Source organism: Vibrio sp. V42_P2S4T144 (assembly GCF_009904715.1).
Taxonomy (GTDB): domain Bacteria; phylum Pseudomonadota; class Gammaproteobacteria; order Enterobacterales; family Vibrionaceae; genus Vibrio; species Vibrio alginolyticus.
The window spans coordinates 1-14,196 of record NZ_WXWS01000233.1; the positions used below are offsets into that span (position 1 = coordinate 1).

8 protein-coding genes and 2 pseudogenes are annotated in these 14,196 nt (G+C 44.6%); 4 read left to right on the plus strand and 6 right to left on the minus strand.

The genetic code is table 11. The features are described from left to right. Positions 1-2,881 (minus strand): T6SS effector BTH_I2691 family protein (locus tag CAG68_RS08150; protein ID WP_161440993.1); only part of this gene is annotated, 2,881 nt, incomplete at its 3' end. A gap of 262 nt (positions 2,882-3,143) precedes the next feature. Continuing rightward, positions 3,144-5,477 carry a YgiQ family radical SAM protein gene (locus CAG68_RS08155; protein WP_064354146.1) on the minus strand — a complete coding sequence of 778 codons (2,334 nt, stop codon included), beginning with the start codon at positions 5,475-5,477 and terminating at the stop codon, positions 3,144-3,146. A 425-nt stretch (positions 5,478-5,902) separates the two neighbouring features. On the opposite strand from CAG68_RS08155, the gene CAG68_RS08160 reads away from it, so the two are divergent. The 3 genes from CAG68_RS08160 (at position 5,903) to CAG68_RS08170 (ending at position 9,509) form a co-directional block, all read left to right on the plus strand. Continuing rightward, positions 5,903-8,359: a sensor domain-containing phosphodiesterase gene (locus CAG68_RS08160; protein WP_086046912.1), complete on the plus strand. Its 2,457-nt coding sequence runs from the start codon at positions 5,903-5,905 to the stop codon at positions 8,357-8,359. An 86-nt stretch (positions 8,360-8,445) separates the two neighbouring features. Beyond that, positions 8,446-9,156 (plus strand): hypothetical protein, encoded by a 711-nt coding sequence (locus CAG68_RS08165; RefSeq protein ID WP_161440994.1) that lies wholly within the window; start codon positions 8,446-8,448, stop codon positions 9,154-9,156. A 152-nt stretch (positions 9,157-9,308) separates the two neighbouring features. Then, the gene (locus CAG68_RS08170; protein WP_005376762.1) at positions 9,309-9,509 is read left to right on the plus strand and encodes a DUF4250 domain-containing protein; all 201 of its coding nucleotides are present in this window, start codon (positions 9,309-9,311) and stop codon (positions 9,507-9,509) included. Between the two features lie 21 nt (positions 9,510-9,530). Here the strand turns inward: CAG68_RS08170 and CAG68_RS08175 are convergent. Further along, positions 9,531-10,441, minus strand: a pseudogene (locus CAG68_RS08175) (LysR substrate-binding domain-containing protein). Between the two features lie 281 nt (positions 10,442-10,722). Between CAG68_RS08175 and metE the strand changes: the two are divergent. Beyond that, positions 10,723-13,005 (plus strand): 5-methyltetrahydropteroyltriglutamate--homocysteine S-methyltransferase, encoded by a 2,283-nt coding sequence (metE, locus tag CAG68_RS08180; protein WP_086046911.1) that lies wholly within the window; start codon positions 10,723-10,725, stop codon positions 13,003-13,005. 133 nt (positions 13,006-13,138) lie between these two features. Here metE and CAG68_RS08185 read toward each other — a convergent pair whose 3' ends face one another. The 3 genes and pseudogenes from CAG68_RS08185 to CAG68_RS08195 all read right to left on the minus strand — a co-directional run. Next, positions 13,139-13,531: a GspS/AspS pilotin family protein gene (locus CAG68_RS08185; RefSeq protein WP_005386726.1), complete on the minus strand. Its 393-nt coding sequence runs from the start codon at positions 13,529-13,531 to the stop codon at positions 13,139-13,141. 3 nt (positions 13,532-13,534) lie between these two features. Next, positions 13,535-13,831 carry a YciI family protein gene (locus CAG68_RS08190; RefSeq protein ID WP_005376766.1) on the minus strand — a complete coding sequence of 99 codons (297 nt, stop codon included), beginning with the start codon at positions 13,829-13,831 and terminating at the stop codon, positions 13,535-13,537. Positions 13,832-13,946: 115 nt separating this feature from the next. Continuing rightward, a pseudogene (locus tag CAG68_RS08195) lies at positions 13,947-14,078 on the minus strand (acyl-CoA thioesterase); the annotation flags it as partial. Positions 14,079-14,196: the final 118 nt, after the last annotated feature.

The window sequence follows — 14,196 nt, forward strand, 5'->3', positions numbered from 1 at the left end:
ACTTATAATTGATGGCTAAGTATGTAACTGTAAGAATAACTAAAGCTGCCGTTACCGGGCCACCAAAAAGCAAGTTAGTCGAAAAAGTACCAGTAGAGGCTCCTAAGAACTGAAACGCACCAATCGCACCAGTTAAACCAAGTGTTACGGTATTCGCTAAATATAATTTGCTTTCGAGGCCATAAACGTTATCGATACTCTGCCAAGAACGGTAAGCCTCAATACCTGAAGCCAGCGCTCCTAAAGCCCCTGTAATCGCAAGCCATTTATTAAATACTTTTAAGTCATCAAGAATCAGGTTTTCAAAGCCTTTTGTATTTCGATCTACTAACTTTTTTAGAGTTTTTAGCGAGTGCTCTCTGAGTTCGTCACTTCCCTTAACCTTATCCCAATACTTACCCGTACGAATACCCGTCCAAGCGTTTGCTGTATAAAAAAGCTTTTGCTGAATATCTAAAAATTCATCTGAGGATGTTAACCCTGTGTCTTGGATACTGCTCATGGCATCACCAAGCGCGATGCAGTTAAATACTAATGCCATAAAGCCTAGACCACCGGCATTCTCGAACAGTTTATTCAAATCATTGAGCTTATTCATCACGATCCGCGTTCTAAGCTCGATGGTTCTTTGAGGTAGATCATCAGGTAACTCAATGTACTGCGGGTACTCCAATGTAGCTACAGCGAGAGCCTTCTTAATAGTCTTTCTATTTTCTAAAGCTGTTGTGTATTTAGAGTCAGCTTTGCGGTTATTTTTCTGGAAGTCAGCAATGATTGCATCGTTTTTTTCGAGCTTAATCAGATAATCATTTACGCGTGTTTTCCATTTTTTAAAATCGTGAGCGTAACCTTCTTTTATTGTTACGGGCATATTGTGTGCCATATGTTCTGCAATAACGGCAAATAAATAATAGCTATGACGGTTCAGAGGTTTAGCGAAAACAGGCATCAGCGAAATTGATACTTGTGAGGTCATGCTAACACCAAACTCTACAACGCCTTTTGCAAGCGCACCTATTGCAGATTTAAAAATAATATCCAGCTCTTGAAAACCTTTGGCGATATCCCTGAGAAAGGCTGTTTCCGCAGTGTTTGGGTTGGAAACAAAGTCCATGATCTTAGAGTACATATTCACGCGGTTGCTGGTATCAGATATCTGGTCCATCAACTGATTATCAGGATCAGGATCAGGATTTTCTGAGACGATCGACTGTTCATCAAGTGCCTCTGTAATATTCTTCTCCATCACTTTAAATAAACTACGACTAAACCCAGAGGCATAGAGAGCAAGTAAACTGGTTGGTCTTTCCCATTGGCTTTCAGCCCATTGGCGGTCTTCTTCTTGCATCACCAGAGTAAATGACTCAACGGCTTGCTTGTGCAGTTGATACAAGCTGTACTGCGTGTCTTCGCTGTATAGGTCGAAGGTTCTCTCAAGATGATGAGGTGTCAAAGATTCCATTACAGCAATAAAGTCGCGTTTGACCGAAACCACTTGGGCTAGCATGGTTTCTTTTTGTTCTGACAGCTCTTGCATCTCGCTCAGCATTTGCTTCCAGTTGAGCTGCTGACGCCAGCGTTCAGTCGCTATCCATTGTTCGTATTTACCAAAACGGCTCGCAGAAATTCGATATTTGTCCTGTATCGCTTTAGCAATGTCACTTTGGGTATGTTGGTGTGATTCAATCGCTCCAGCGGAAAATTTAGCAGGATAGCCGGACTGAACTGAGCTTTTGTTCTGCTCTGCCAAATCAAGTTGGTGAGAGGAGTCATAATAGTCAGCCATGTCGGTATAAAACGACAGCTCTTCGCCGTTACGCTTAACGCTAGCTGGCATGTCTATCTCGTCACTTGCACCAAACATACACAGTTGCATGGCGGTCTGCATCAAGTTCCATTGGTTTGAAAACTGGTCAGTGAAAAGGCGGTAAGGGCTTGCGGCACCAACAAAATGCAGTGACATATCTTGAATGTCTGCGGCGTAATCTTTTATCGCGACGAAGTAGCCTGATTCTTCTTCTGGAATCGCAGAGGTTAAATCGCTTTCGACTGCGACAGGTTTAAAGACAGAACCCTCTTCATCTGCTTTGGTGGCGATGCCAGAATCCGCAAAGCGACCATCATTGACGGCAGAAGATTCAATATCAGCGACTTGGGTTAACTTATCTATTGGTGCAATGTTGTGCTGATTCTTGTTTGAGGAGAGAACAATGGTTTGCATGCGATCGATATGATTACTCGGATTGTTAAGTACGCGCATGAACGTGTGCCATGTCCACCGGTGCTCAGAGAAGCAAATCGATAGTACGCTTCCGTTGACGTAAGTAAGGAAGGGCTTTGCATCTTGTGGTGTCCCACGCTGCTCTGATTTTGGGCTTTCTGATTCTCCCAACTTATAGAGCGTGAATTGCGTTCCTTTGATTTCGTATTCGTCTAAGCTTTTGTTGATTGCATCATAGACATACAGCCAACCGTCGCGCAGTTGACGCAGGGTGTAACCAACGGTATTGAGTTTGGCTGGGCCTTGCCCTTTCCATTCTTCAGGCAAACCAAAAGGTTGTGTCTCTTCTGTTTCTAGCTGATCGATGGCATAGCGGACTGGGATAAAGTGCGCAGGTGATGCTTCCGTTGCTTCTTTCTCAGTTTTTAAATTGAGAGGCTCTGGTTCAGACGGCGGTGGCGGATCGATTTTTTTTGTTTCTCCCTCCCAAAACATACTGCGCTCTGGGGGGGAGCCAGCAAGATCATCGGATTCCGTGGTTGGAACGATATTCAGCGATTTCAGTGTACCATCGCTTTCAAATGCCTGAACGGCCTCCTCATAGGTATAGCTGTTGTCATACCAGAACATAGAAGTTTTTGGGGGAAGTGGATTATTCATCGTTAGCCCATGTTTAAGAGTTTTATTCTATTACGCAAATATCGCACCAAAATAAAGCAATTAAAAATCAATGAGTTAGATTTTTATGGTTTTGCGTCAATCAAATAATTGTTTGTTTTTCCAATAAGTTGGTTGGTGTTTACCATTTTTTGTATTGATTGAATCAAAGTTTTAGTTGTGAGTGATGCCTCAATGAGCCGACAAAACAAAAGGGCTCCAGAGTTACCTCTGGAGCCCTTTCTAGTATTTAAGTGCTAAAGAGTTAGCGACGCTTTGGTTTACGTTGACCAGCTGGTTTGCTTTGTCCTTGTGGGCGACCTTGGCCTTGCGGCTTGCTACCTGCCGGGCGGTTTGCACCGTTGCCGCTAGGACGTTGGCCGTTGCTTGCAGGGCGTTGACCACCTGTAGCTTTACCCGAACCGTTACGGTTGCCAGATGGTTTACCATCTTTTGAACCGCCTTCAGAACGTTTGTTCAAATGACCACCGAAGCCTGGTTGGTTTTTGGTATGTTTGGTTGCAAAGCGGTTTGCCCCGTGACGACCAGATTTACGACGTTGCGCAGGTGTTTGTGCTTCAATGTCTTCCGCAGGAACGAGACAGCCTTGTTTGTCACCAATCAAATGTTTTTTACCCATACTGACTAGGGCTTCACGGATCATTGGCCAGTTTGCTGGATCGTGGTAACGCAACAGCGCTTTATGTAGGCGACGTTGACGTTCACCTTTTGCTACAGGTACATCTTCACGTTTTTTGTACTTCACGCGTTTCAGAGGGTTTGTCTCTGAGTAGTACATCGACGTTGCGTTACACATTGGCGAAGGGTAGAAGTTTTGTACTTGGTCACATTCGAAGTTGTTCTTTTTCAGCCACAGAGCAAGGTTCAGCATGTCTTCGTCTTCTGTGCCTGGGTGCGCAGAGATAAAATAAGGGATTAAGTACTGCTTCTTGCCTGCTTCTGCACTGTATTTCTCGAACATCTCTTTAAAGCGATCGTACGTACCCATGCCTGGCTTCATCATTAGATCAAGAGGACCTTTCTCTGTATGTTCCGGTGCAATCTTCAAGTAACCGCCTACGTGGTGAGTCACGAGCTCTTTCACGTATTCTGGTGATTCAATCGCAAGGTCGTAACGTACGCCAGATGCAACCATCACTTTCTTCACGCCTTCAACTTTACGCGCTTCGCGGTATAAATCGATCGTGTGTTTGTGGTCTGTGTTTAGCTTGTTACAGATGCCCGGGAATACACAAGAAGGACGACGACAGTTCGCTTCCGCTTTTGGATCTTTACAGCCCAGGCGGTACATGTTTGCAGTCGGGCCACCAAGATCGGAAATTGTGCCGGTAAAGCCTGGAACTTTGTCCCGAATTTCTTCAATCTCGTTGATGATAGACTCTTTCGAACGGTTTTGAATGATTCGACCTTCATGCTCGGTAATCGAACAGAAAGAACAGCCACCAAAGCAACCACGCATGATGTTTACAGACGTCTTGATCATGTCGTACGCAGGAATTTTTGCTTTCCCGTACATAGGGTGAGGGACACGCGCGTAAGGCAGGCCAAACACAAAGTCCATCTCTTCGGTCGTCAATGGAATTGGCGCTTGGTTTACCCAAAGTTCACGATCACCATGGCTTTGAAGTAACGCTCGACCAGAGTACGGGTTCGTTTCTAAATGCAGTACACGGCTTGCATGCGCATAAAGAATGCGATCGTTTCTTAGCTTTTCAAACGAAGGTAAACGGACCGCAGTCGTCGCAGCATCGTGGCGTGATGGGCGAATTGTGATTGGTTGTGCAACTGGCTCGTCTTTTTTAGTTTCACACTGAGTTTCTACTTCGTATGGGTTCTTTGGTACGAACGCTTCTTTACGAGGTTTTTCAATGCGAGAAGAATCAATAACCGTGTAGCCTTCTGGCGCCGCTGGCAAGTTCACGGCAGTACCACGAATATTGGTCATGGTGCTGATGTCTTCGCCGTTTGCGATGCGATGTGCTACTTCGACAAGTGCGCGCTCTGCGTTACCAAAAAGTAGGATGTCTGCTTTTGCATCAAACAGTACAGAACGGCGAACTTTATCTGACCAGTAATCGTAGTGTGCCACACGGCGTAGGCTAGCTTCGATACCACCTAAAACAATAGGTACTTCTTTGTAAGCTTCACGACAACGCTGAGAGTAAACCAAAGTCGCTCGGTCTGGGCGTTTACCACCTTCGTTATTCGGTGTGTACGCGTCATCGTGACGAAGCTTTTTATCCGCGGTGTAACGGTTGATCATGGAGTCCATGTTACCCGCAGTGATCCCGAAGAACAGATTTGGCTTACCAAGTTGCATGAACGCATCTTTATTTTGCCATTCTGGTTGAGCAATGATACCGACACGGAAACCCTGCGCTTCTAGCAGACGGCCAATGATAGCCATACCAAAGCTCGGGTGATCCACATAAGCGTCACCGGTTACAATGATAATGTCACAGCTATCCCATCCTAGGGCATCCATTTCTTTGCGACTGGTCGGCAAGAAAGGTGCCGTACCAAAACACTCTGCCCAGTATTTTTTGTACTCATGAATAGGAGTGATGTTATTGGTCATATTTTGCTCTCTGTTCCAGGGAGCGCGAATTATAGCGATTTGATTATCAGGTATCTATAACAAACTCATCTATTCCAGCTTAGTTCATCGAGTTTTATTTGGTTTGTAAAAATATCAATGCTCTATCGGCGATTTTCTGTCTAATTTCACCTTGAAAGCCTCATGGTTATAGATCGGTTCATGAAAAATGTCGCAATCTTAATACAAAACATAAGCAATGGTGTGCTTATGTGGGGTAAAGCCTATAATCAAATTAGTGCATATTAAATGCAAAAGGCTGAGCTGCTCTGGAAATAGTTCTAAGTCGATAGGCTTATCGTTGACACAATCTATCTATAAAGAGGATCGGCAGGTCCCAACTGGAATGTCGCGAATTGACTGTGAATTTTGAGCCTTGGGCTAATTACAAAAAAAGGGGCTAGGGTATGAGTGAATCTACGACAACAGTGCATCCAAAAATGCAAACGACTTCCAGTCTAACTCCTGTTATAGAGTGGTCTTACGATATTGATACTCGCGAGTTCGAATGTGATCAGCAAGGAATGGCAAAGGCATTTGGGATAAGTACGCCAGTAACCAGCCTAAATAACTTGTTTGATCATATGCTGATGGGGCAACAAGAAACGCTAAAACAACGAATTCTAGAAGTGGAACTCTTTGGCGGACGGGGGCGGTTTTCTTGTTGCATGATGCTAAAAAACGTTAACTTAGTGCACGTTACTATTAGTTTTGAAAGGCTCAATAAGCGCATTATCCAAGGCACTATCATTCCACAATTAACAATCACTGGTTGCGAGGAGTTAGCGAAAATCCTCGAAACGATTTTTGATTTGCCAAATGTAGGCGTTTTAGTTGCCGATGAAGATACGCGCATCTTAGGTTGTAACCGTGCCTTTGAGTTACAAATGGGCTATCAAAACCGAGATCTGGTTGGGCTTAAAACTCATATATTCAGTACCTCTCACCATAGCCAAGCGTTTTATGATCAGCTGTGGCAGCAAATTAATGATGAAGGATGTTGGTGTGGTAACTTGCTGAGCAAAACAGCAAACGGTAGCAACCAAGCTCATCATCTTTGTATTTACCGACTTACGTTTCACTCTGGACGAATTCTTTATCTCGGATTTTCTACGGATATTTCTGCTTCGTTGTTGTGGATGAAAAATCGTTGTGAACAACAGCATGATTGGGCTGCCTTTTTACCGACGAGGAAAGAATTTGAACTCCAATTAGCTACCTTAGCGAATGAAAGCAGAAATAAAGAACTCAACATTGTTATGACACTAAGACCCAAGTTTTCGGAGAGATACTTGCTTGAACAGCAATTAGGTTTTGCAGATTTTATTATGCGAAGTCGCTACACCAGTATTGCGGGGCAGTTATCTCGGGATGTGTTTGTCGTATGCTTGCAGACCCCTCATTGTCAATGGTTGAGCCCGGTTCGTTTGATCCAAATTGCCATGAAAGGGTTCTTTAATGAGCTTAGAAATGAAATGGGCACAAAAATGCATGCCACTATCGTTAAAGGCCAAACTGGTGTGTCAATCCTTGGCTATGATACGAACCGACCAAGACAAGCGCTAGCACATGCAGCGCAAGCGATGTTGTCCTCTATTTCCGGTGAAGGCAGCTATTTCAACTTTTACGACAGTGAACTTCACTCTGAATTAGTGAAGCGCCAACATCTCGAGGCGTTTTTGGAGGCACAAATAGAGAGTGGGCTAGTGGACGTTTACTTTCAACCGATTATCGATGTTCAAACCGGAAGAGTGGTTAAGTTCGAGGCTCTCGCACGCTTCTATGATGAAAATGATGCGTATTGTACGCAAAAGATGATCGCTATTATTGAAGATCTAGAACTCATAGCGGCACTTGATGATGTGGTCTGCCAAGCTGCGTTGAAGCACTTTCCGCGCTTACAAGAAATTTATGGCGAGGAAGTGGGCGTGACCATCAATCGCTCCCTCAATACGAAATTGGATTCTCTTCAGATCCTTCAGCGGTCGCATGATTTGATTAAAGCCAGTGGTGTAGACCCTAAGCGAGTAACTATCGAGCTAACAGAAACCGCGTATTTTGAACAAGATGAGGAGCATACTCGAGCTCTAGAGGAAGTGCGGAAAGAGGGCATTGAGATCGCGATTGATGACTTCGGTACTGGGTATTCTTCTTTTTCTTATCTAGAAAAAGGGCAGTTTGATTTACTGAAAATAGACCGAAAATTCGTCAAGAACATTCATAAAGGGAGCACTAGCTATAACATTGTGAAAATGGTCACCGAGCTTGCACAGCAAATGAATGTAAAAGTGGTTGCTGAAGGCGTGGAATCTAAGCAAGAACTTCAAGTATTGGCAGAAATCGGTGTCGATTACATGCAGGGCTTTCTATTTTCTGCTGCCGTGCCTGTCGATTTGATGGATAAAGCGGACAGTTATGAGCATCTGTTCTCTGACATCGCGATTGAGTCTAAGCAAAGTGATGTGTTGCAATCTTTGAGCCATGAACAAGTCAGGTCTATGGACCCTGGAGAACCGCTCTCCTTGGCAGTGGAGTACATGAATTTGAATCCAAGCTCGCCTTTAGTTGTTCTCAATGAAAATCGTTGTGTTGGGTTAATTACGAAAGAGACGGTGAATTTACACCTAACGCCTTCGATGGGAACAGAGCGAGAAACTGAACGAGAAAGCCGAATTTGGAAACGTCCTGTTAATCAGATAATGAGCACCGAATTTGTGTTGGTTGATGAGGATTTACCTGTCTCTGTTATTCGAGAGTTGGTTAAAATCGGGATTCGTTTCCCTTGGGTACTGTGTAATACCAAAGAAGAGTACCGTGGAGTTTTAACGCAGGAAGACGCGTTGAAGTATCTTGCTTCTCTGTGAATAAAATTGTCTTACCGTTTTAGCTCATTTGGGGGCCGACTTTCGGTGGTTTGGCGATAGTTGATTTGATATTATCGCCCCCCAAAATGACTTTTGAGCGTGCATTCAACATGATTCAACAATTGCTGGTTACTTTCCCTCCGATGCTATTTGGCGCACAAGCGCTACTGACTTTGCTTCTAATCAAGGGCGATATTTGTCCTGGTCAGCGAGGACGTCTTCATAAAATGTTGCCTGCAGTAGCTGTATTGTGGCTCGCTGTTGCGTCACTTCGCATTGAAGCATTTATGATCGTGTTTGCTATTTTCTACTTCTATTCTCAGGTTCAAACCAAGAAAACGCGTGAAAAAGGGCCACTATGGGCGATGCATTTAGCGAATGGTTTGGCCTTTGCGTATGTAAGTATTCAGGTATTTGAGCAATCAAGCTGGCCAGCATCGATAGCGATGGCTCTAATGATATTTTTCCTTGGGGCGTCATTTTCTCAATTGCTACTTACGATAGCTCGCAGCAGATTACAGGCATTTCACCGCATTTTACCAGTTACTGGCATTGTGTCTGGAATGCTATTAGTCATCGCAACGTTGTTTGCTTCTTACCAGTTAAATGAAGCTGCACTGAACGCTGCAACACAGCCAATCTTGCTGTCTTTAGCTATGCTAATTTCTTCAATTATTGTGTGGTGTTGGCATATTTTTACGCATAAGAAACCAGAAAAGGTGCAACTGAGCGTTGCCTTGTTTCTATCACTCGCGTCGATGACGAGCCTGCAAGATTTATTCTCTCTCGCGGCTTAACCTCTATTCTAAAGACAAAGCTAGACGGCTTATATCCAAGTGCTTTCTTGGTGCTTGGGTATAAGGTGATCACGTTTTAGATCGCACTCACTTTAAATTCGCGTGATTACTACTACGCTTGTTTATATACCTTGTCGAAGAGGAGAGTCGCGATGGATTTAAGCAATGTAGGTAATCTGGACAGCACTATTTTGCTAGGTATCGTCAACGAAAAGCTACGTTTAGAGTGCGACAGTTTTGACGAGTTAGTATCAGTGTATGAGATGGATGTAGAGTCTGTAGTCGGCAAGCTTGATATGCTCGGTTATCAGTACGATCCATTGACTAACCAATTTAAAGCATATCAACGCTAAGCCTTTCATAACCCAAATATTTTAAGCCACCTTGATTCCGTCAAGGTGGCTTTTACATTGTAGCCTCGCGGTTGCGAAAAAAGCTTGTAAGTAACGCTTCTCTCTCTCTGAGTGACGCGTTGCTGCAAACAAGCGACGCCATAAGCCTTGGCCGAAAGGTTTACTGGTAATAAGACCTTGGCGAGAAAATTCAGAAATCGCCCAATTGGGTAGTGCCGCCACCCCTAATCCAGCAGAGACCATCTGAACTAACATGAGAGTATTGTCGGCTTGCTTCCATTTCGCAGGTTCTATTCCTGCTGGCTGAAGAAAGTGTTTTACGACGTCTAGCCTCTGTTTTTGAACAGGATAAGAGAGCATGGTTTGATCTGCGAGATCTTGCGGATCAATAATTTCTTTTTCCGCCAATGGGTGGTTGGTTGCGGTAATTAAACGCATTTCAAAGTCGAATAGAGGCTCGTAGTGGACTTCAGATCGAGGTTGGATATCGGAAGTAATAACGAGACGAGTTCGCCTGCCAATAGAGCTGGGAGTGGTTCAAAGCCAAAACCAGAGGAAAAGTCCAATGTTACGCTAGGCCAAGCAAGTTGGTACTCCCTAAGTGCAGGCATTAGCCATTGGAAGCAAGAGTGACATTCAATGGCCATATGTAATCGGCCATTGACGTCCTCTTTCAAGCTCGCTAAATCATTTTCTGCTCTTGCGAGTTTCGGAAGGATATCTTCTGCAAGACGCAATAGGATTTCTCCCTCTGAAGTGAACTTCACCGGACGAGTCTTTCTCAGGAAAAGTTGCCCTCCAATTCGCGCCTCCAAATCTTTGATCTGATGAGACAGTGCCGACTGAGTGAGATGCAAAGCGGTCGCTGTCGCCGTTAGAGAGCCAGTGTCTCGAAGCGAAGTGAGTGTCCGCAAATGTTTTAGCTCTATCATGAATTCCTTTCATCCTTTGTTGCTCGCTATGAACAGAATAGCAATCGTGTAAATAACTTAACGACAAAAAATGGATATGTAAACGTCTAGACGTCTATTTGTTGTTTTTATTTGCGAATCATGTCGCTTCATGATGAATTTTTTTAATAAACAAGTTGAATAAATGGACGTTGTTCTAATATCAGATGAGAGCGATAGTTTAGCCATCCAGACATCTCATTCTTTACCGAAAGATGCTCTGATCCAAACAAATTGAACAAAATTGAGAAAGGAATAGGGACATGGCGACAACGACTCACATACTAGGTTATCCACGCATTGGTGAAAAAAGAGAATTAAAATTCGCTCAGGAGAAATACTGGCGAGGAGAAATTGATCAAGCTGAGCTTAAAAAGGTTGGGGCAGATCTACGCGCCAAAAACTGGCAAACACAAACGGATGCTGGTCTGAGTTTTGCCACCGCTGGCGACTTCGCTTGGTACGATCATGTACTGACGACCACGTTGCTATTGGGTCATGTGCCAAAGCGTCACGCTGATGGTTTCCCTAACCTGGATACGTTGTTCAAAGTGGGTCGCGGTCAATCTCAGGCGGGTTGCAGCTGTGCGGGCGCTGCGGCATCGGATATGACCAAATGGTTCAACACAAACTACCATTACATTGTCCCTGAATTCAGCAAGGACGATACGTTTGAAGTGAGCTGGCCGCAACTGTTTGAAGAAGTCAACGAAGCGCTTCAAGCTGGCCACCAAGTGAAGCCTGTTTTGCTTGGTCCAGTCAGTTACCTTTACTTGGGCAAAGAGGTCGAAGAAGGGTTTGACCGCTTAACCCTGCTACCACGCTTACTTACTGCTTACCAAGCTATTTTGGCAAAGCTAGCAAGTCAAGGTGTTGAGTGGGTTCAGATTGATGAGCCAATTTTGTCACTGGAGCTAGAAAGCAAATGGGCTGATTCGTTTAAGCTAGCCTACCAAGTGATTCGAAGCGATGTAAAAGTGCTGCTAACGACGTACTTTGACTCCGTAAGCGATACGCAAGACAAAATTGTAGAGCTACCGGTGGATGGTTTGCATATCGATTTATCTGCCGCCCCTCAGCAGCTTGACGATGTGGTTGCCAAGTTACCGGAGGGGTGGGTGCTTTCTGCTGGCGTTGTGAATGGTCGTAACGTGTGGCGTTCGGATTTAAGTGCCCAACTCGAGCGTCTACAGCCAGTCAAAGAGAAACTGGGCGACAAACTTTGGGTTGCCAGTTCATGTTCTCTGCTACATAGCCCTGTTGATTTAGCACTGGAAACAGAACTGAGCGAAGAAGTAAAAAGTTGGTTTGCCTTTGCAAAACAAAAAGTGGCAGAAGTCGCCTTGCTTGGCCGAGCGCTCGATGGTGATCAAAATGCGATTCTCGCTTGTGATACCTATAGCCAGCCAATCAAAGCGCGCAAGACAGCAACACATGTGAATAAACCTCAAGTACAAGCGCGTTTAAACAACATTACCGCGTCACTTGCCGAGCGCAGCGTACCTTATGCAGAGCGTGCTGCGCATCAAGCTGAAGTATTGGGCTTGCCTTTGTTGCCAACAACGACAATCGGCTCTTTTCCTCAAACGGGTGAAATCCGGGTGCAGCGCAGCGCTTATCGTACAGGTCAATTATCTGAGTCTGAATATATCCAAGCACTTAAAGGACATATTGCTGACGCAGTAAAACGTCAAGAGGCGCTCGACCTAGATGTGCTTGTTCATGGTGAAGCAGAGCGTAACGACATGGTGGAATACTTCGCTGAGAACTTGGCGGGTTTTCAAACGACCAAATTTGGTTGGGTACAGAGTTATGGTTCTCGCTGTGTGAAACCTGCCATTGTAGTTGCTGACATTGAACGTGAAAAACCGATCACAGTTGAATGGTCGACGTACGCACAATCGCTAACCAGCAAACAGATGAAAGGCATGTTGACTGGACCAGTAACGATTTTATGTTGGACGTTCCCACGGGAAGACATCACACGTCAAGAAATTGCGCAGCAACTTGCTTTGGCACTACGTGATGAGGTGTCTGACCTGCAAGATGCAGGCATCAATATCATTCAAATTGACGAGCCAGCCATTCGAGAAGGTTTACCACTCAAAAAACGCGATCACAAAGCGTACTTAGAATGGGCCGTAAATGCGTTTAAGGTCTCTGCGGCAAGTGCAAAACCAGAAACTCAGATTCACACTCATATGTGTTACAGCGAGTTCAATGAAATCATTGATTCGGTTGCGGCACTCGATGCGGACGTCATTACCATTGAAACATCTCGCTCAAATATGGAGCTGCTGAAAGCATTTGAAGAGTTCAATTACCCGAACGAAATTGGCCCTGGTGTTTATGACATTCACTCACCAAACATTCCTACGGAAGAATGGATTGAAGGTTTAATCAAGAAAGCGGCAGAAAAAATTCCGGCTCAACGTTTGTGGGTAAACCCAGATTGTGGTCTGAAAACACGAAACTGGAAGGAGACAGAAGCCGCATTGGCAAATCTGGTTTCAGCGGCGAAGAAGCTCCGTGCTGAGCTGGCATAACACATCGTTACAGCAAATAAAAACGGAGACTGTGGTCTCCGTTTTTCTATTCTTAATTGTTAACTTTCGTTTTCAGATTATCCAATAATAGCGAATCATCGTCTCATGCCGAAAGCAACAAAAATTACTGTAGCTACTTCACCTGAGTACAAGTCTGTGCGGAAACCAACTCATCTGCCATCAACTGACCGCGAGAATTACGTACCTTAATACGATACATCAAGCCCATATCAATTTGCTTGCGAACTTCTGGGTTGCTGCAGTAGGTATAGATACTGGTATTCAGTACTTGATTTAACGGCTTTGCACCGAGTGCGCCATCGTTATAAATCATCATCATCTCTACAACATTTTTGTTGGATGAGACACGCATTATTTGCAGTGGACCGTACTCTAAAGGGAGGCCCGCTGACAAGACTCCTGCTCGGTTTGATGCCATAAGCTCAAGTTGGCGCTGATTATCATCGGTTGATGAACAGCCAGCCAGAGCACCAAATACCAAGAAAAGACACAGTAATTTTTTCATAAATTAAAACACTTTTTTGAACGGTTTTACGATTACATTATCGTAAACACCAGCCGCTACGTAAGGATCGGCTTCTGCCCACGCTTTAGCATCCTCTAGAGAGGCGAATTCAGCGATGACAGTTGAGCCCGTAAATCCAGCTTCACCAGGATTGTCAGAATCTATCGCAGGCATCGGACCAGCTGTAAGAAGGCGACCTTCGTCTTGTAGCTTTTGTAAGCGATCCAAGTGTTGTGGGCGAACGCTCATGCGTTTTTCCAACGAGTTCTCAACGTCCTGTGAAAAGATGACATACCACATAGCATAGTTCCTTAATTGGTAGGGTAAAGTGTTAATTTAACGCCTTTTTTGTGTCTCTCACAAGTGAACAACAGAAAATGTGAGATCCTTTCTAACTGTTAGCGTTGTAGGTTGACTAATTCTGAACCGGACGTGGTTTACCTTCACTGTCAATGGCTACGTAGTTGAAGGTCGCATCACAAACCATGAAGCGTTCGCCAACACCGTGAGCTTTGACGGGTTTGACCCATACTTCCAAATCGACACCCCTTGACTCTTTCCCCTATTCCCCATTCCTAGCCCCACAAGCCAACAGCCAACCCCGAAGCCCTCCTCCGCTTGGAAAAAAAATCACCGAACAAACCACACTTCCTCACCACATACAT